At 64.4% G+C, this 18,765-nt stretch carries 14 protein-coding genes; 10 read left to right on the forward strand and 4 right to left on the reverse strand.

Annotated elements, in window-relative coordinates:
- The first annotated feature begins 26 nt into the window (after positions 1-26).
- From CMN27_RS01645 to pip, 7 genes are all read left to right on the forward strand, one after another.
- Positions 27-794, forward strand: coding sequence for an SDR family NAD(P)-dependent oxidoreductase (locus CMN27_RS01645; RefSeq protein ID WP_293623658.1), 768 nt, complete (start codon positions 27-29; stop codon positions 792-794).
- A gap of 699 nt (positions 795-1,493) precedes the next feature.
- Positions 1,494-2,651 carry a TAXI family TRAP transporter solute-binding subunit gene (locus CMN27_RS01650; RefSeq protein WP_293623659.1) on the forward strand — a complete coding sequence of 386 codons (1,158 nt, stop codon included), beginning with the start codon at positions 1,494-1,496 and terminating at the stop codon, positions 2,649-2,651.
- An 87-nt stretch (positions 2,652-2,738) separates the two neighbouring features.
- The gene (locus CMN27_RS01655) at positions 2,739-4,742 is read left to right on the forward strand and encodes a TRAP transporter fused permease subunit (RefSeq protein ID WP_293623660.1); all 2,004 of its coding nucleotides are present in this window, start codon (positions 2,739-2,741) and stop codon (positions 4,740-4,742) included.
- 13 nt (positions 4,743-4,755) lie between these two features.
- Entirely contained in the window at positions 4,756-5,427 is a 672-nt protein-coding gene (locus tag CMN27_RS01660; protein ID WP_293623661.1) for a 3-oxoacid CoA-transferase subunit A, read from the forward strand.
- The gene (locus CMN27_RS01665) at positions 5,424-6,065 is read left to right on the forward strand and encodes a 3-oxoacid CoA-transferase subunit B (RefSeq protein ID WP_293623662.1); all 642 of its coding nucleotides are present in this window, start codon (positions 5,424-5,426) and stop codon (positions 6,063-6,065) included. The genes CMN27_RS01660 and CMN27_RS01665 overlap by 4 nt, the downstream gene beginning before the upstream one ends.
- A gap of 55 nt (positions 6,066-6,120) precedes the next feature.
- A complete protein-coding gene (locus CMN27_RS01670) occupies positions 6,121-7,440 on the forward strand; it encodes a hypothetical protein (protein WP_293623663.1) in 1,320 nt (439 codons plus the stop codon).
- A 46-nt stretch (positions 7,441-7,486) separates the two neighbouring features.
- Positions 7,487-8,455, forward strand: a complete 969-nt coding sequence (gene pip, locus CMN27_RS01675; protein ID WP_293623664.1) for a prolyl aminopeptidase — start codon at positions 7,487-7,489, stop codon at positions 8,453-8,455.
- Positions 8,456-8,709: 254 nt separating this feature from the next.
- On the opposite strand, the gene CMN27_RS01680 is transcribed toward pip, so the two are convergent.
- A complete protein-coding gene (locus CMN27_RS01680; protein WP_293623665.1) occupies positions 8,710-9,696 on the reverse strand; it encodes a diguanylate cyclase in 987 nt (328 codons plus the stop codon).
- 440 nt (positions 9,697-10,136) lie between these two features.
- Here CMN27_RS01680 and CMN27_RS01685 point away from each other — a divergent pair, with 440 nt between their 5' ends.
- Entirely contained in the window at positions 10,137-11,195 is a 1,059-nt protein-coding gene (locus CMN27_RS01685) for an alpha/beta hydrolase (RefSeq protein WP_293623666.1), read from the forward strand.
- A gap of 223 nt (positions 11,196-11,418) precedes the next feature.
- Here the strand turns inward: CMN27_RS01685 and CMN27_RS01690 are convergent, their stop codons facing one another.
- Positions 11,419-11,859, reverse strand: a complete 441-nt coding sequence (locus tag CMN27_RS01690) for a hypothetical protein (RefSeq protein WP_293623667.1) — start codon at positions 11,857-11,859, stop codon at positions 11,419-11,421.
- 75 nt (positions 11,860-11,934) lie between these two features.
- Positions 11,935-13,881 carry an alkaline phosphatase family protein gene (locus tag CMN27_RS01695; RefSeq protein ID WP_293623668.1) on the reverse strand — a complete coding sequence of 649 codons (1,947 nt, stop codon included), beginning with the start codon at positions 13,879-13,881 and terminating at the stop codon, positions 11,935-11,937.
- 151 nt (positions 13,882-14,032) lie between these two features.
- Between CMN27_RS01695 and CMN27_RS01700 the strand changes: the two genes are divergently transcribed.
- Positions 14,033-15,325, forward strand: coding sequence for an Nramp family divalent metal transporter (locus CMN27_RS01700; protein WP_293623669.1), 1,293 nt, complete (start codon positions 14,033-14,035; stop codon positions 15,323-15,325).
- A 48-nt stretch (positions 15,326-15,373) separates the two neighbouring features.
- On the opposite strand, the gene CMN27_RS01705 is transcribed toward CMN27_RS01700, so the two are convergent.
- Entirely contained in the window at positions 15,374-16,597 is a 1,224-nt protein-coding gene (locus CMN27_RS01705; RefSeq protein WP_293623670.1) for an MFS transporter, read from the reverse strand.
- Positions 16,598-16,921: 324 nt separating this feature from the next.
- Between CMN27_RS01705 and typA the strand changes: the two genes are divergently transcribed.
- Positions 16,922-18,751: a translational GTPase TypA gene (typA, locus tag CMN27_RS01710; protein ID WP_293623671.1), complete on the forward strand. Its 1,830-nt coding sequence runs from the start codon at positions 16,922-16,924 to the stop codon at positions 18,749-18,751.
- The last annotated feature ends 14 nt before the right edge of the window (positions 18,752-18,765 follow it).

Consider the following 18,765-nt stretch of genomic DNA (forward strand, 5'->3'; position numbering starts at 1 on the left):
AATTGACAACATAGAGGAGATAACCGATGCAGATTGCCGATCGATGCTTTCTTATTACCGGCGGTGGCTCGGGGCTGGGCGCAGCCAGCGCACGCATGCTGGTCGATGCCGGCGCCCGCGTGGTGCTTGCCGACGTCAACGCCGAGGCCGGCCAGCAAACGGCCGCCGCTCTGGGCGAGGCAGCGCGCTTCGTCAACTGCGACGTGACCCGGGAAGAAGACGGCAAGGCCGCGGTCACTGCGGCACGCCAGCACGGCGGCAGTCTTCACGGCCTGCTCAACTGTGCCGGTATCGGCATTCCGTCCAAGGTTCTGGGCAAGAACGGCCCGCACGATCTGGCGAGCTTTTCCAAGGTCATCCAGATCAACCTGATCGGCAGTTTCAACATGATCCGGCTGGCATCCGAGGCCATGGCCGCGGCCGATGCCCAGGCCGACGATGAACGCGGCGTGATCATCAACACGGCCTCGGTGGCGGCCTTCGAGGGCCAGATCGGCCAGGCTTCCTATTCCGCCTCCAAGGGCGGCATCGTAAGCATGACCCTGCCGATCGCACGCGAGCTGGCGCGCCACGGCATTCGCGTGATGACCATCGCCCCGGGCATTTTCGATACACCGATGATGGCAGAACTGCCCGAGGAGGTTCGCGATTCGCTGGGCAAGATGGTGCCTTTCCCCTCTCGCCTGGGCCAGCCCGAGGAATTCGCGCGCCTGGCCCGCGACATCATCGAGAACACCATGCTCAACGGCAGTACCATTCGCCTGGACGGCGCGATCCGCATGCAGCCTAAATAGTCAGTGCCCGCCAGGGCCTGCCGTTGCCCCACGTCGTTGAGCGACGCGCTTCGTCAACACCGACCCCGCCCACGATCACGCACCGATCACGAACAGGGCCGGGTTCGCCGGCGCTGCCACGCCAACCACGAACCCGCCATAGCGCCGGGCCTGTGTCTAGCGCGTCCGAGCCGTCGTATGCGTTCACGGCGTATTTCATACCAAGGTCTAATCGGTTACGCCGGTAGGAGGCCATAAGTTCATATCCGGTGCCGGCGCGAACCGCGCAAACCGAGGCTGAACGCCCGTTCGGACAGGGGTTTCGCACCGCCCGGCCAACGCGCCTTTCGATAAAACGACGCTGTGGGTCGAATATAGCGTGTACCTATCTCTCGCATACGATATCGCTAACGAAACCCGGCAAGGGCGGCGTTTCTCGCTGGCGAAGCAATGTCGCACGCACCCCTACCCCACAGTCGTTTGCCGTATGCCGACTGCAGCCAACAAGGCGGGGCATTCAGCGCCGCGCAGCGCGCCGACGTTTCCAAATTCTACGGCCGGGCCGCCCGAGCCGGCCGTGGACCATCGCGTTGACCGCGCCCCGACGCGCGCATACGCTTTGCGACCAGATGTTCGCTATGCAGTCGCATCGAGCACTCGCGATTTTTGGCCCCGGCCGAGTCTCGCCCGACCGACACAATAAAACTGTGGAGACATTACATGCGCCTGAAATCCACGCTCCGCGTGTTCTCACCCCTGCTACTGACCGCTGCCCTGGGCGTGACCCATGCGACCGGCGCCTTCGCTGCAGACGACAGCGAGCCCGATCTGCCCCGTTCGATGACCTGGGCCGCCTACGACGTGGGCTCGGCGGGCTATGCCGAAGCGTCCGCCATCGCCGATGCGTTCGGCCGCAAGTACGGCACCCGTATTCGTATTCAGCCCTCGGGTTCCTCCATCGGCCGCCTGCAGCCGCTGCTGCGCGACCGCGCCGAAGTCGCCTATCTCGCCACGGAAGCGTTCTTTGCCTCGGAAGGCGTGGCCGATTTCGGTGACCGTCGCTGGGGCCCGCAGGACCTGCGTACGCTCGGCGGGCGTCCGTCGTCGTTCGGCATCTTCACCGCCAAGGATGCCAACATCACCTCGATGAAGGAGCTCAAGGGCAAGCGTTTTGCCTATGTGGCCGGCAACCCGTCGATCAACCTCAAGTGCGATGCCCTGCTGGGCGCCGCCGGGCTGACCCGCGACGACGTCGATGCCCGCATGTTCCCGACCTACAACGCCACCATGAGCTCGCTCGCTCAGGGCAAGGCCGATGCCTCCTGCACCACGACCACGCCGAGCCAGCTCTACGAACTCGCCGAATCGCCGCGCGGCATTCGCTGGCTGGAAGTGGATCCGGACGATGAAAAAGCCTGGGAACGCCTGCGCAAGATCGCGCCCTTCCTGCAGCCTTATCGGGAAACGGTCGGCGCCGGCCTGAGCGAAGACAACCCGGTCAACATCTTCGCCTATCGCTACCCGGTACTGACCGTGAAGGCCGATCAGGATGAAGACTTCGTCTACAACTATCTCAAGGCCTTCGACGAGACCTATCCCATGTACAAGGATGGTACCGCGGTCATGGGGCGCTGGAAGCTCGAAAACGCGGGCACGCCGCCGGTCGATGTGCCGTTCCATCCGGGTGCGATCAAGTACCTGAAGGAGAAAGACATCTGGACCGACGAGATGCAGGCGTGGAACGACAAGCGTCTGGCCCGCCTGGAAGCCCTGAAGGCCGCCTGGAAGGATGCCATCGCCGAAGGCAAGGGCAAGAGCGACGAAGCCTTCGCCGACATCTGGGCCAAGCATCGTCAACAGGCGATCGAATCGCTGTAAGCCCACAAGGCTTGTAGCAAAACCGGCCGGCGCCGAGATGCCGGCCGGTTTTTTGTTTCACGTTCACCGACACTCGAAGAGGTCGTCATGGCCACAAACACGCCTTCGGCCACCGAGAACAGCCTGGAAACGGAACAGGAAGCCAGCCGCCTGGGCGGCGCCTCCTACTGGACCGTCATGGCGCTGGGCACCCTCGGTCTGCTGCTGACCATCAATCAGACGTTCACGCTCGGCCTGTTCGGCTTTCAGCCCCTGGGCAATTCGTTTCTGTATTACCTGATCGGCCTGTTCCTCGCGGCGACCTTTCTTTATTTCCCCGCCTGGTCCGGCGCGAAGCAGCACGTCCCGTTCTACGACTGGATACTGGCTGGCGTCGCCTTGGTGCCGGCGATCTATCTCGGCTACCACGGTCTCGAGATCATCCAGCAGGGCTGGGATTTCAGCGCACCGGTCGAGGCCACGGTCGCCTCCGGCGTCATGCTCGCCCTCATCCTGGAAGGCACACGCCGTTGCGGCGGGCTGATTCTGGTGCTGGTCGCGCTGCTGTTCGGCTGCTATCCGTTGTTCGCCGATCATATGCCCGGCTTTCTCTGGGGCACCCAGTACGGCTTCGGCGAAACGCTGCGCGCTCACGTCTTGGGCGTTGAGTCGGTCATCGGTATCCCGATGCAGGTCGTGGCCAACCTGATCATCGGTTTCGTGGTATTCGGCGCAGCGCTTACCGTGACCGGCGGCGGCGACTTCTTCATGAACTTCGCCATGGCCCTGATGGGCCGCAGCCGGGGCGGCCCGGCCAAGGTGGCGGTGCTTTCCAGCGGCATCATGGGCAGCCTGTCGGGCAGCGTGATCTCGAATATCCTGACCACAGGGCCGATCACGATTCCGACCATGAAGAAGTCGGGCTATCCAGCCCACTACGCCGGCGCCATCGAGGCCTGTGCTTCCACCGGTGGCACCCTCATGCCGCCGGTGATGGGCGCGGTGGCGTTCATCATGGCCTCGTTCCTGAACGTGCCCTATGCCGACGTCATGGTCGCGGCCTTCCTGCCGGCCCTGCTGTTCTATCTGGCCTTGCTGTTTCAGGTGGATGCCTATGCCGCCCGCCGCGGGCTGATCGGCATGCCCGAATCCGAAATCCCGCGCGTGGCGGATACCCTCAAACAGGGCTGGCCCTATCTGTTCAGTCTCGGCATGCTCATCTACATGCTGCTGGTCATGCGCCTGGACGCCTATGCGCCCTACTACGCAACCGTGATCCTGCTGGTCATCGCAGTATTCAAACCCAGCTACCGACTGAACTGGTCGCGCCTGCAGTATCTGATTCTCACCCTCACCAGCAGCGTGGCCAGTCTTGTGGCTATCCTCGCCGGCATCGGCCTGGTCGTGGGCGGCCTGTCGTATACCGGCGTGGCCGGCGCCTTTTCGCGCGAACTGCTGCTCTATGCCGACGGCAGTATCCCGCTGATGCTCGGCGCGGGAGCGATCACCAGCTTCGTGCTCGGCATGGGCATGACCGTCAGCGCCTGCTATATCTTCCTGTCGATCCTGCTGGCGCCCGCGTTGGTGGACGCCGGGCTTAACCCGCTCGCCAGCCATCTGTTCATCCTCTACTGGGGCATGCTGTCGTACATCACGCCGCCGGTCGCACTCGCCGCGATCACCGCCTCCGGCGTGGCCGGATCGAATGCCGGGCGTACCGGTGTCTATGCCATGCGCCTGGGCAGCATTCTGTTCGTGCTGCCGTTTCTGTTCGTGACCAATCCGGCGCTGATCCTGCAGGGCGATTTGTTCCACATCCTGTTGTCGACCGTCACCGCGGTGGCCGCGATCTGGCTGGTGGCAGCGGCGCTCGAGGGTTATCTCTACAAGGTCGGCGCGATCAATCTGGTCATGCGTTTCATCGTGCTCGTGGCCGGCGCCGCCCTGATCTATCCGGAACGGCTCTCGGACGCGGTCGGCGTGACGATCGTGATCGGCATCTATGTCGCGGACGCGCTGCTCGGCGGCCGGCTGGGTTCGAAGGACGCCCAGCGACTGGCCCGTGCCAAGCAGGCAGAACAGGCCGAGCAGCAGGCCAAAGCTTCTTCTTAAAAGGTAGGAAACCATGATAGACAAGCGAGTCGCGTCCCTGCGCGAAGCGATCGCCGGCATCAAGAGCGGCGCGGCCGTCATGATCGGCGGCTTCGGCAGCTCGGGCATTCCCTTCGAACTGATCGAGGCCCTGCGCCTGCACGGCGCGGACGATCTCACGGTGATCTCCAACAACGCCGGTTCCCATGAAATCGGTATCGCCACGCTGCTGCGCGATCGCCTGGTCCGCAAGGTGGTGTGCACCTACCCGCGTTCCCAGGGTTCGGTCTGGTTCGAAAAACTCTACGAAGAAGGCGCGATCGAACTCGAACTGATGCCCCAGGGCACGTTCGCCGAACGCATGCGCGCCGCGGGCGCCGGCCTGGGCGGCTTTTTTACCCCCACCGGCTACGGCACCAAGCTCGCCGAGGGCAAGGAAACCCGCGAGATCGACGGCGTCGGCTACGTGCTGGAGCCGCCGCTCAAGGCCGACGTGGCGCTGATCAAGGCGCACAAGGGCGACAAGTGGGGCAACCTCGCCTACAACACGGCCGGCCGCAACTTCAATCCGGTGATGGCGATGGCCGCGGACATGACCATCGCCGAAGTCGAACATATCGTCGAACTCGGCGAACTGGATCCGGAAAGCGTGGCAACGCCCGGCATCTTCGTCGATCGCGTCGTCGCACAGGAAGGTATCGTATGACCCGTCTCGAACCCCCACAGATGGCCGAGCGTCTTGCCCAGGACATCCCCGATGGCAGCTATGTGAACCTCGGTATCGGCATGCCGGTCATGGTCGCCAACTATGTCCCCGAAGGTCGCGAGGTGATCTATCACAGCGAGAACGGCATCCTCGGCGTCGGCCCGACCCCTGAACCCGGCACCGAAGATCCCGACCTGATCAACGCTGCCAAGCAGTACGTCACCCTGATCAAGGGCGGCTGCTATTTCGATACCGCCGACTCCTTCGCAATGATGCGCGGCGGCCATCTGGATATCGCCGTGCTGGGCGGCTTCCAGGTATCGGCCGACGGCAATCTCGCCAACTGGGCGACCGACAACGAGAAGTATCCGCCGGCCGTAGGCGGCGCGATGGATCTGTCGGTGGGCGCCAAAACGGTGTATGTGCTCATGCGCCATACCACCAAGGCCGGTGAGCCCAAGATTCTCGACGCCTGTACCTATCCGCTGACCGGCACCGGCGTCGTGAGCCGGATCTATACCGATCTGGCGGTGCTCGAGATCACCGACGAAGGCCCGCGCGTGGTCGAGCTGTTTGGCGACAACAGCTTCGAGGACGTTCAGGCGGTCACCGGTACGCGTTTGCTGCCGCCGGCGTGAACGCCATCGACCGGCAGCGCCCGGCGCGTGTGTCGTGCCCGCACACGGTTCGTCCATGACGAACGCGCGCATTGACGATGTCCGCAGCGGGCTGGTCTATCTGACCCTGATTGCCGGCGTGCTGGGGCTGCCGTGGCTGGCCTGGTTCGTCGGCGCGCCGGCGGTGATCATCGCTGTCGTACTGGCCTGGCCGGGACTCAACCGCATACCGCGGGTGATCGTGTCCGCCGTTTTGCTGACGCTTGCGGTTGCGCTGATCGTGGATCCGGCGTTGCTGACCGCCGGGCTGATGACGATCACGCGCCTGGCCGCGCTCGTGGTGGCCGTCATGCTGTTATCGCATGCGCTGGGGCGTTCGCGCCATTTGTCGGTCATCTCCGAGCATCTGTTTGCCGGACGTGCCCTGACCCGCTATCTGAGCATCACCTTCGGCACGCTGTTTCTGGCCATGCCCTTGAACTTCGGCTCGGTGAGTGTGGTATCGACGCTGATCGGGCGCGAAATCGAAGGCCACGGCGACTCCAGCGGCGCCCGCAATGCCGCTCGGGCGGTGCTCCGGGGTTTTGGCTCGGCCTCGGTCTGTTCGCCGCTGTCGATCGCCGTGGTGCTTACGCTCACGCTGGTGCCCGGACTGCACGGGTGGCAGCTGTTGAGCCTGACCTTTCCCCTGGCCGCGGGCTATCTGCTCACGGGCACCTTGTTCCGCGAGCCGGAAGCAGCGCCGCTCGAGGGCGATGCGCGTGCACGCCCGCCGCGGGTTCTGCCGTCATGGCTGTTCTTCGGTGGCTGTATCGGGCTGATCTGTGTGTGCACGTTCGTATCGCGGGCCGCCTTCGGGCTGGCCTATGCACAGGCGGTCACCTGCAGCTGTTTGCTGGTGGTGGCAATCGGCCTGATCGCCAGCCCTGGCGAACGGCGCCTGCCGCGCATGGACGGGATCAGCAACGAACTGGCCATCATCTGCGGATCGGCATTTCTCGGGGCCACGCTGAGCGCCTTCGTTGCCGCCGGGCTGGATACGGATTTTGCCCTGCCGGCCTGGGCTTTTCCGGCCACCGCCTTCGGCCTGCCCTGGGTGCTGTTCGCCGGGGGGCTGATCGGCATGAATCCGCTCATTCTGGTCACCCTCGCGGGCGGGCTGTCGAGCCGGCTCTGGCCAGAAGCCGCCGGGCTGGGTCTGGCCATTGCCATGGTCGCCGGCTGGGGGCTGACCATCGCCGGCACGCCCTATTCCGCCAACGCCCTGCTCGTGCAGCGCCTGACCGGCTACGACAACTGGCGGGCCACGGTCGGCTGGAGTCTCAAGCTTTCGCTGCTGGCACTGGCCGTGGCATCGAGCCTGGCCGCGACCACCACGATCGTGCTCATGGACTGAGGCAGGCCAGTGATAGCCTGTGTGCGTAATTCAGGCCGGCCCTGCCATGACCGATACCCAAGCCGCGGGCGACTATCGCCCGCTCTACCCCGAAATCGAGCCCTACGATAGCGGCCAGCTGGCCGTGGACTCGCGGCACACCCTCTATTACGAACAGTGCGGCAACCCCGACGGCAAGCCGGTGGTCTTTTTGCACGGCGGCCCGGGCGGCGGCGCCGGGCCGAACAGCCGTCGCTTTTTCGATCCGGCCCACTATCGCATTGTGCTCTTCGATCAGCGTGGCTGCGGGCGCTCCACGCCGCATGCCGACCTGGTCGACAATACCACCTGGCACCTGGTCGCCGATATCGAACGCCTGCGCGAACATCTGCATATCGACCGCTGGCAGGTCTTCGGCGGCTCCTGGGGCTCAACGCTCGCGCTGACCTATGCCCAGACCCACCCGCAACGGGTCAGCGAACTCGTGCTACGCGGTATCTTCATGCTCCGGCGGGCCGAAATGCTCTGGTTCTACCAGCAGGGCGCGAACGCGTTGTTTCCCGATGCCTTCGAGCCCTACCGCGACCATATTCCGACCGGTGAGCAAGGTGACCTGATCAGCGCCTACTATCGTCGGCTGACCAGCGACGACGAACAGACCCGGCTGGAAGCCGCGCGTCACTGGTCGGTATGGGAAGGCGCGACGAGCTATCTCAAGGCCAGCAGCGAGGCCCTGAGCACGAACGCGGCGAGCCGTTTTGCCCTGGCCTTTGCGCGTATCGAATGCCACTACTTCGTACATGGCGGCTTTTTCGAGCGCGACGATCAGTTACTCGAGAATCTTGACCGTATTCGCGATATTCCCTGCGTGATCGTGCATGGACGCTACGACGTCGTGTGTCCGTTGGCCAACGCCTGGGACCTGCACCGCGCCTGGCCCGAGGCCGATCTGCGTATCACCCCCGATGCCGGCCATTCCGCTTTCGAGCCGGGCAACCGGCATGCCCTGCTTGAGGCCACCGACGGTTTCCGCTAGGGAAGCTCTGCACACCCTGTCACGGTCGCGCCGGCGTGCTTTGCGCGTGGCTGGCGAGCAAAGGTGCGCGTAGCGTGCATTGACGACGACCAGGCGCGCGCAAAGCCCCGGCCCGCAAGGGGTTCGGCCTGAAATGCGCCGCGACTGCGTGGCCGAGCTTGACCTGCCAATAAGGCAGGCGCTGCGCTCGAACGCCTTGTCACAACGCATTTGAGGACTCGAACGCGACCCGCGAGAGGTTATGCAGCGCTTGCCTAGCTGGCGCTATCGCGTCCCGACGCGGCCCGCCGGAACCGGGGCGCCATAGGCGCTTCGCAGGCGCGATCGCGGCCGGCTCGCTTTGCCGCATACAGTGCGTCATCCGCCTGGGCGACGATGGCCTGTGCATTCGGTACTTCGCGTGGCATGACCACGCTGTAGCCCACGCTGATGGTCAAGGTACCGCGGGTCGTATCCGGGTTATCGAGATCAAGCTCGCGCACCCGTTGACACAGACGTTCGGCAAAATAATGGGCCGGTTCGCGCTCCATACCACAGGCCACGACCACGAACTCTTCACCACCGTAGCGCGCGAGAAAATCCGAACCGCGCTGAAAGCTTTCGGCCAGGGTCTGGGCCACCTGGATCAGCGCATCGTCCCCGGCCTGGTGGCCGAAGCGGTCGTTGAACGCCTTGAAATGGTCGATATCGATGAAGAAAACCGCCAGCGTTTCGCCGGTCCGGGTGGAAATCTTCCAGAGGGACTCCATGCGATCGTCGAAATGGCGGCGGTTATAGACGCCGGTCAAAGCGTCGAGGGTCACCAGTTCCTCCAGCGCTTTCTTGGCCGATTCCAGATCGCGATTGCGTGAGCGCAGCTGTTCGTCGAGAAGCATGCGCTGGGTCACGTCCTTCTGGAACCCGATGAAGTGGGTCACGGTGCCGCGCTCGTTATGAATGGGCGATACGCTCAGTTCGTTCCAGAACGGCGTGTCGTCCTTGCGGTAATTCATGATCACCTGGGAAAAGCCCTGGCCCTGGTCCAGCGCTGCGCGCATTTCCTCGCTGCGGGCCTGTTCGGTACGCCCGCGCTGCAGGAACCGGCAGTTCTGGCCCACGACCTCGTCGCAGCTGTACCCAGTCATGCGTTCGAACGCCGGATTGACGAAGATCAGTGGCAGATCTTCGGCCTGGGCATCCGCAATGGTGATGCCGTCACGCGAATCCAGCACGGCGTGCTGTAGAAGCTCAAGATCGATCATCAGCCGTTTTCGTTCCACGGGATAATAAGGTAGTAGAGCAGTATTTACGCCACAATTGAATAACGGACAATACGTACCGGCACGCGTTCGCCACAGTCCCAGCCGCACAACGATTCGGATCGCAAGCGATCGTCGCTACGTACTCGTGGGCAATCGATCCCAAACTATCACGAAACACGCAGCTTTCGTATCCGTTTTCGCACCCACCCGGGCGCTTGCACACACTGCGCGCCAAAGTCTGAGCGGGTGCCGGCGTAGAGCAACCGATGCAGCCCGTCCCACGTCACGGCGAGTGTCGCCCCTCCAGTGCCGCCACTCGCGTTCGGTTGCGGCTTCATTCAAGCAGCTATGCGCTAGAATCTGTTGTTCTGACAACGCCGCGGGTCAGTTTCGCAATTCACTGCAGACACGCCCGCTCGAATCGAGTCGACAGGAACAAAATGGGCAAACACAAACAAAAGACACGTCTCGCCGCGCGTATGGAAAGCGCGCTCGCCCGGGGCATTCTCAACCTGCCGGCCGGTCTGCTGCGCACCCTGGCCGGACGGCCGGTGGTACGCGACGGCCAGACCCTGGATGTACAGACCCAAATGCTGCTGCGATTGCAAACCGTACGCGGCAATGCCGCCCTAGGGGGACGTTCGGTCGAACGCGAACGTGCCCTTATGGACGCGCAGGCCCAACTGCTCGAACCCGGAACGTCGCGGCCGGTCTCGACCCGGGATATTCAGGTAGCGGGCGGCGATAGCCCCCGCCCCGCCCGGCTGTATCGTCCCGAGGGCTTGCAATCCGGTGGCGGCGCGCTGGTGTTCTATCACGGGGGTGGTTTCGTCATCGGCTCCCTGGATACGCACGACGGCGTATGCCGGGCCATCGCGGAACGCGCGCAATGTGTAGTAATCGCCATCGACTATCGCCTCGCGCCCGAGCATCCCGCACCGGCCGGAGTCGAAGACGGCGTGGCCGCGTTTCGCGATATCGCCGGCCGGGCCGCCGAATTCGGAATCGACCCTGATCGGCTGGCCGTCGGCGGTGACAGCGCGGGCGGCAATCTGTCGGCTGTGGTCTCGCAGCTGACGCGTGACGATACCCACTCGCCCTGTTTCCAGCTTCTGTTCTATCCGGCGGTGGATTTCGTCAACGAACGCGAATCCGTGCGCATTTTTGCCAAGGGGTTTCTGCTCGAAAAAACGTCGATGGACTGGTTCCGCGAGCGCTATCTGTCGGGCGCGCTGGACAGTCAGGATACACGCGTGTCGCCGATGCTCGGCGATCTCACCGGTCTGGCCCCTGCCCTGGTGCTTACCGGCGGGTTCGATCCGCTACGCGATGAAGGTGAAGATTACGCCGACGCCCTGCAAGCCGCGGGCGCCGAGGCCAAAGCCGTACGTTACCCATCGATGATTCACGGCTTCGTGAACTTTGCGGGTGCGGTCGCAGGCGCTGACGCAGCGTTGACCGATGGCGCCCACGCGCTGCGCGAGGCGTTGCGCGTCTGAGACGTCCGCGCGCACACCCCACGGCGTTCGTGGCCGTGGCCCCTATCGACAAGCCGGCACTACGAGGCGACAACTCTTAGTGCCGGCCTTCGCGCGTAACGGCCGGCAATACATACCCCCGGGTCGCGTCTACCACCTGCCGCGAGCAAGCGCCGTGCGAAGCACGCCGATAAAACAACCGAACCACGGCCCGAGGCCTCGTCTAGGCTGTGACGATAGGATGTCAGTCGCGGGCGTCGTCACTTTCGATGGCCTGGCGCAGTTCGGCGCCGTCGAGCACGCCGTCGGAATTGGTATCCAGGGCATCGAAATACGGCGTCATCGCGGCCTGATATTCGGCCAGCGAAATAGCGCCGTCGTCGTCCCGATCAAGGGTGGCGAACTGGCGTTCAAGCGCCTTGCGCCGTTTGCGGCGCACGTCGGCGGGCAGCTCTTCACTCGCCGGCGCGGGCTGGCCGGCGGCGAATTCGTCGATGTCGAGAACGCCGTCCTCGTTCGCATCCAGGCGTTCGAAGGTCTTGCGCTGGCCGTCGATCGCCTCCTGACGGCTGATCGCGCCGTCGTCGTTGGCGTCGAGGGCGGATAGCGCATTCTGTGCCCAGGCGCCGGCAGATACGGCGGCCAGCACAAACATCGCGCACAGCGGCAATCTCGATCGATTCATCTTATGTCGTCCCCGGTCAGGCATGGGCAGGCATGGACAGGCGTTCGGCAACAGCGCCGCTCCGAGGTTCAGTATTCATGCCCGTTCATCGTCGTCGCGTTCGAACAACACGTCGGAATCGTCGGCGCACAGCTCCCGGATTTCGCTCGGCTGACCGTGTTCGTTGAAGCGCACATAGCCCATGCCGGCGCCGTTGACCAGCCGCTCGCCGTGGTCGGCGGGGCTGGGACGGCGCGGCTCGATATGCATGCGCCGGCGCTTGGTGAACCAGTTCAACGGCGAATACGGCGCATAGAGCCAGCGATTGAGTCGGTCGAACCAGTCCAGCAGACGACGCGGGAATTCGTTCTTCACCCCGGAGCTGGTGATCTGCCAGATCCGCTGGCGTGCCGCCGAGAAACGCAGGGTGATGTCATAGGCGAACGAGTAGTGCACATCGCCCGACAGGATGGTGAAATTCTCCGGCGTCTTGCCGTGGCGAAAGATGTTTAGCAGCGTATGGGCGGCGCCGCGGTGCGCCATCCAGTTCTCGGCGTCGACCATGAGCGGCTTGCCGAACCAGGTGAACACGCGCTGGATGTTCTCGATGAGCTTGACGCCGAAAATCGGCGCGGCCGAGACCATCACCACGCTATCGCGGTTCATGAGGTGGCCCTGCATCTCGCTCAAGGCTTCCCAGTCCATCAACCCCGACGGCTTGGCGGGCGCACGCCCGCGTCGCCAGCGGCGGGTGCGGGTATCGAGCACGAGCACGGCCGGCTCGGTATCGAGCATGAAGCCCCAGTCGTGAAATTCCAGCAGATGGTCTATGAGCGCATCGTGGGCGGCGTTGTCGCGGGCTTCGATATGGCGCACCACGCTCGGCCAGACCGTGTCTTCGAATGCCTCCGGCCGATTGCCCCAGCCCTGGCACAGCAGATAGGCGATCAGCGCATTGCCGATGATTCGCCTGGAAAAAGGGTGCCCGTAGGCGGTATCCATCCATTCGCCGGTGAGGTTCCAGTCGTCGGTGATGTCGTGGTCGTCGAAGATCATGGCGGTCACCGTATTGGCCATGACACGCCTGACCGCCGGCAGCTCGGCGACGAAGGCGTCGATCACCGCTGCTTCTTCGTCGTAGCGACGGCTTTCTTCTTCGTCGAGCTCGGGGCGGGTGTATTCGAGCCCGCGCCAGACCACCTCGGACCAGCACAGCAGATACATCGCCAGGACTTCACCCAGGGTGATCAGGTGATTGCCGGAAGACGCCGATGTGAACACTGGCTTGCGCGTGCCGCCGAAGAAACGATCGCGCAGGTCGCGATTGACCTTTTCCTGGGGCAGCAGCTCGTCGCGCCGGTAGTAGCAGGCGCTGCAGGCATAGAGTGCCTCGCTGTCGTCGAGCACCGCCCCTTCCAGCGTTTCCGGCCAAAGGCCCAGCCGGGCAATGAGCGCATGGATGGCGCGCAGCATGGGCCCGGCGACATCGTCGGCATAAATCTGATCGCCGGTGAGCAGCATGGCCGCAGGCCAGTCATCGCTGTCGCTGCGCCGTGCCGAAAGCCACCGGTCCGCACGTGCCATGCCGTCACCCGAGGCATGATGCGGGCGCCGACAGGAGCCGTGCAGCAGGCTGTCGAGCCGGGTCTTGATCACGAAGCGCGGGCGCGATTCGCCGTCGTAGCACAGCCCCGGCTCCGCCGCGGCAAGCGAGACAAGATCGTCGCCGACAAGCACGTCGTAGCCGATCGGCGTGCCCTCGGGCAGCGGCTCGACCCCGGCCGCGCCGAGGTCGATATCGATGAATATCATCCACGCGTGCTTGCCAATACGTAGATCGCGACGATGGCGGCTATCCAGCGCGATCGTATCGTCGGCGATCTGGCGCCGACCGTCGTCGTCGCGATACAGGGCCAACGCCAGCGGCTGATCGGTGGCGGCGACCAGCCATAGCACGAGTCGCCCGGGGCGCGCCTGGCGCAGGATCGGGCCGGCAAGAACGTCGTTCGTACCGGGCCGTATGGATTCGGTGATGTCTTGCATGCGCCGATTGTACGGCGCGCGCGGCCGCCCGTGAGTCGACGCGTGTTGACCGCCCGCATCATGGGCGCTAATTTCAGCCAATGCTAAGTTTTGCAGTCATCCGTTACACCTCTACCCCGCTCTTCTCCGATGGCACCGGCTCGAACCGTTCATGAGTCGGCCTCACAGCGACATGTTGCCGGGCGAAACCGCGACCATGCGCGCCGCCCAGGCCGCGCTCGACGGTCGTCACCGGGGTCTGCGCGGGCTGTGGCCGTTCCTGGGGCCGGCCTTCATCGCGGCCGTGGCCTATATCGACCCCGGCAATTTCGCCACCAATATCCAGGCCGGCTCGACCTTTGGTTATCTGCTGCTGTGGGTGGTTGTGGTCGCCAACCTGATGGCGATACTCATCCAGACGATGTCCGCCAAGCTCGGCATCGCCACCGGCAAGAACGTACCCGAAGTCTGTCGCGAACGTTTCTCCCGACCGGTGACGATCGCGCTGTGGATACAGGCCGAGATCATCGCGATCGCCACCGATCTGGCCGAATTCATCGGCGGCGCGCTCGGGCTGTACCTGCTGTTCGGCATTCCACTGTTCCCGGCTGCCGTGATCACCGGGGTGTTTTCCTTCGCCCTGCTCGAATTGCAGCGGCGCGGCTTTCGCCCGCTCGAAGCCGGCATCACCGCACTGGTGGGCATCGTGGTCGTATCCTTTGCCTATGAGGTGTATGTGGCCGACCCGGACATGGGCGATCTGGCCCTGGGGCTCGTGCCCGGCTTCGAGGGCAGCCACAGCGTGATGCTGGCCGCGGGCATCCTCGGTGCGACCGTGATGCCCCACGTGATCTATCTGCATTCGGCGCTGACCCAGCGGCGCGTGATCGGGCGCAGCGCCGACGAACGGCGACGCATCTTCCGATTCGAGTTCATCGATATTCTCATTGCCATGGGCGTGGCCGGACTGATCAACGCCGCCATGCTGGTGACGGCCGCCGGCCTGTTCTTTGGCGCGGCCACACCGATCACCACGCTGGAAGGCGCGTTCGCCCAGCTGCGCGACTATGCCGGCCCGCTTGCCGCAACGCTGTTCGGGGTGGGCCTGCTCGCGAGCGGGTTTTCCAGCTCGTCGGTGGGCACGATGAGCGGCCAGGTCGTCATGCAGGGCTTTATCGCCCGGCGCATTCCCTTGTTCGCACGCCGCCTGATCACCATGACCCCGCCGCTGGCGATTCTGGCCATGGGCGTCGACGCCACCACCGCGCTGGTCATGAGCCAGGTGGTCCTGTCCTTCGGCATACCGTTCGCGCTGATCCCGTTGCTGCTGTTCTGCTCCAACCGCGAGATCATGGGCGAGCTGGTCAACCGGCGGGCCACCACCGTCGCGGCCTGGGCGATCGCCTGTGTGGTGATCGCGCTCAACGTCTTCCTGCTTTACGAGACTTTTTTCGGCCAGTTCTAGCGCGGGTTCGCTGCCCCGAAAACGGCGCTTGTCGTTCGGCGACGCCCGCTAGACCGGTACGCGCCGGCGCCAGCGCATCAGCCAGAGCGTCACCGCAATACCGGCCAGCAGCACCACGCCCACCATCAGGGTCACGCCCGGCCAGCCGGCCGCGCTCCAGAACAGCCCGCCGAGCGAGCCCACCACGCTCGACCCCAGATAATAGCCCAGCAGATACAGGCCGGCGGCATGCCCCTTGCCGCGCTCGGCAAGCAGACCGACGAACCCGCTCGCCGTCGAATGCCCGGCAAAGAAGCCGACCGTGATCAGGGCCATGCCCGCGACCACGGCGACCAGATTGGCCGGCCACATGATCGCAAGCCCCACGGCCATGCAAACGATGGCGAACAACAGCACCGGCGGCCGCCCGGCGCTGTCGGCAATACGCCCGGCGATCGGCGAAGTCACGATGCCGAGGATATAGATCACGAACACGGCGCCGATGGCGCCCTGCCCAAGCAGGAACGGCGCTTCGCTCAGGCGAAAGCCGATGTAGTTGTACACCGATACGAAGGCGCCCATGAACAGAAAGCCGCAGACGAAGACCCAGGGCAGCGCCTTGTGGCGCAGGTGCTCGCCGACCGGCCCCGCATGCTGGGCCAGGGTCATACCGCGGCGCGGGGTGAAGTTCTGCGATCGCGGCAGCAGCCAGAAGAACAGCAACGTGGCAACCAGACCGATCACGCCGATGGTGGCGATGGCCACACGCCAGTCCGCGAACTCGGAAATGAAGCCGGTGATCACGCGCCCGCCCATGCCGCCGGTTGCAGTACCGCCGATATACAGCCCCGTGGCCGTGCCCAGATCCTCCGGCGCGATCTCTTCCGAAAGATAGGCGATCGCCAGCGCCGGCACGCCGCCGAGGGCAATACCTTCCAGCGCCCGCGCGGCCAGCAGCGTGCCCCAGCCGGGGGCAAGCGCGGCCGCGATTGACAGCAGCGCCGAGCCGACGAGCGACGCGATCATCACCGGCTTGCGTTCGATCGCATCGGACATCAGCCCGGCCACGAAGAGCGTAAACGCGAGCACGCCGGTGGTCACCGACAACGACAGGCTGCTCGCCGCCGCGCTGACCTTGAATTCGTTCGAGAACGCCGGCATGAGCGGCTGCACCGCGTACATCGAAGAAAAGGTCGCGAATCCGGAGGCGAACAGGGCGAGGTTGGCACGCCAGTAAGTCCGCGTGCCGCGTTGCAGATAGCGCCGCTCGGGCGCGGATTGGGCTTCGTTCATGGGCTCAGTGTCTCATGCAGCTATCGCGACAGCCGAGGGTATCGACCCTGAGTTACAGGTAAAGCCGAGGCGTTGGCAGGCTCTGGCCGGCCGACCCCAGCCTAATGGTTGCGCGTTTACGGGCGAGGCCAGGCCTGGTCTGTCAATTCGCGCTCGTCGGCGGCCGACATTTCGCCCAGGCGAGAATTGCGGGAAGGCTGGTATCTGCTGGCATCGCGGCGTTCGGCGGGCAAAAAACGGGGGCCCTTCGTATTCCGGCCCTAGCCGGGGAGCGCTCCCTTCACGGATAATGGCGCGCTTTAATTTCTACCGGCCACGGCCCTTATGATCGACAACCTGCGCAATATCGCGATTATCGCCCACGTGGACCATGGCAAGACCACGCTCGTGGACTGCCTGCTGCGCCAGTCCGGCACCTTCGAGGCGCGCGAGGAAGTCGCCGACCGGATCATGGACTCCAATGATCTGGAAAAAGAGCGTGGTATCACGATCACGTCCAAGAACACCGCCATCGAATGGCGTGACCCGGACAGTAACGAAGCCTATCGCATCAATATCGTCGATACCCCGGGCCATGCCGACTTCGGCGGCGAGGTCGAGCGCGTGCTGTCGATGGTGGACTCGGTGCTGCTGCTTGTCGATGCCGTCGATGGCCCCATGCCGCAGACCCGCTTCGTAACCGAAAAGGCCTTCGAACTGGGCCTGAAGCCGATCGTGGTCATCAACAAGATCGACCGCGACGGCGCCCGTCCGGACTGGGTGCTCACCCAGACCTTCGATCTGTTCGATTCGCTCGGCGCCACCGACGAACAGCTGGACTTCCCGACCGTTTACACTTCGGCGCTGGGCGGCTATGCCGGCCTCGACGAGTCCGTGCGCGAGGGCGACATGAAGCCGCTGTTCCGCACCATCACCGAGCGCGTACCCTCGCCGCCGGTCAAGACCGACGGCCCCTTCCAGATGCAGATCACCACGCTGGACTACAACAGCTTCGTGGGCCAGATCGGCATCGGGCGTATCGCCCGCGGTGCGGTCAAGCCCGCCACCCAGATCACCATCGTCGATCGCGAAGGCAACAAGCGCAGCGCCAAGATCGCCGGCGTATTCGGTTTTCTCGGCCTGAACCGGGTCGAGGTCGACCAGGCCCAGGCCGGCGATATCGTGGCCCTGACCGGCATGGACGGGCTCGATATTTCCGACACGCTCTGCGATCCGAACGCCCCGGAAGCGCTCACCCCGCTGACCGTGGACGAGCCGACGATGAGCATGACCTTCGAGGTCAACAAATCGCCCCTGGCCGGCAAGGACGGCGACTATCTGACTTCGCGCCAGATTCGCGAGCGCCTGTTCCGCGAACTCAAGTCCAACGTCGCCATGCGCGTGGAAACCGGCAACGATCCGGACCGTTTCAAGGTCTCCGGACGCGGTCTGCTGCATCTGTCGGTGCTGCTCGAAACCATGCGCCGCGAAGGCTATGAGCTGTCGGTATCGCGCCCTGAGGTGGTCACCCGCGAGGTCGACGGCGAGATTCACGAACCCTACGAACTGCTGATCTGCGATATCGAGGACGACCACCAGGGCTCGGTCATCGACAATCTCAACCAGCGTCGCGGGCAGCTGCAGAACATGCAGCCCGACGGCAACGGCCGCACGCGCCTGGAGTTCATGATCCCGGCCCGCGGGCTCATCGGCTTCCAGACCGAGTTCATGAGCCTGACTTCAGGCACCGGTATCGTCACCCATGTGTTCGACCACTACGGCCCGCGCGGTGCCGATGCCATCGGCCAGCGTCATTCCGGCGTACTGATTTCCAACGCGGCCGGCAAGGCGGTCGGCTTTGCCCTGTTCAACCTGCAGGATCGCGGCAAGATGATGGTCTCGCCCGGCGACGAGGTGTACGAAGGCATGGTCGTGGGCATTCATTCGCGCGAGAACGATCTCACCGTGAACGTGCTCAAGGCCAAGCAGCTCACCAACGTGCGCGCGGCCGGCTCGGATGAGAACATCGTGCTCACTCCGCCCATCCGCATGACGCTGGAACAGGCGCTGGAATTCATCAACGACGACGAACTCGTCGAAATCACGCCGTCCAGCGTGCGCGTGCGCAAGCGCTGGCTCAAGGAACACGAGCGCAAGAAAGCCAGCCGCGGTTGATGTGAAGCACGGGC

Origin of the sequence: Salinisphaera sp., assembly GCF_002729955.1 — a bacterium.
Lineage (GTDB): Bacteria > Pseudomonadota > Gammaproteobacteria > Nevskiales > Salinisphaeraceae > Salinisphaera.

Coding starts and splice junctions, on each gene's coding strand:
- CMN27_RS01650 (WP_293623659.1), top strand. CDS start 1,494: ATGCGCCTGAAATCCACGCTCCGCGTGTTCTCACCCCTGCTACTGACC.
- CMN27_RS01665 (WP_293623662.1), top strand. CDS start 5,424: ATGACCCGTCTCGAACCCCCACAGATGGCCGAGCGTCTTGCCCAGGAC.
- CMN27_RS01700 (WP_293623669.1), top strand. CDS start 14,033: ATGAGTCGGCCTCACAGCGACATGTTGCCGGGCGAAACCGCGACCATG.
- CMN27_RS01660 (WP_293623661.1), top strand. CDS start 4,756: ATGATAGACAAGCGAGTCGCGTCCCTGCGCGAAGCGATCGCCGGCATC.
- CMN27_RS01685 (WP_293623666.1), top strand. CDS start 10,137: ATGGGCAAACACAAACAAAAGACACGTCTCGCCGCGCGTATGGAAAGC.
- CMN27_RS01655 (WP_293623660.1), top strand. CDS start 2,739: ATGGCCACAAACACGCCTTCGGCCACCGAGAACAGCCTGGAAACGGAA.
- CMN27_RS01695 (WP_293623668.1), bottom strand. CDS start 13,881: ATGCAAGACATCACCGAATCCATACGGCCCGGTACGAACGACGTTCTT.
- CMN27_RS01670 (WP_293623663.1), top strand. CDS start 6,121: ATGACGAACGCGCGCATTGACGATGTCCGCAGCGGGCTGGTCTATCTG.
- CMN27_RS01645 (WP_293623658.1), top strand. CDS start 27: ATGCAGATTGCCGATCGATGCTTTCTTATTACCGGCGGTGGCTCGGGG.
- pip (WP_293623664.1), top strand. CDS start 7,487: ATGACCGATACCCAAGCCGCGGGCGACTATCGCCCGCTCTACCCCGAA.
- CMN27_RS01690 (WP_293623667.1), bottom strand. CDS start 11,859: ATGAATCGATCGAGATTGCCGCTGTGCGCGATGTTTGTGCTGGCCGCC.
- typA (WP_293623671.1), top strand. CDS start 16,922: ATGATCGACAACCTGCGCAATATCGCGATTATCGCCCACGTGGACCAT.
- CMN27_RS01680 (WP_293623665.1), bottom strand. CDS start 9,696: ATGATCGATCTTGAGCTTCTACAGCACGCCGTGCTGGATTCGCGTGAC.
- CMN27_RS01705 (WP_293623670.1), bottom strand. CDS start 16,597: ATGAACGAAGCCCAATCCGCGCCCGAGCGGCGCTATCTGCAACGCGGC.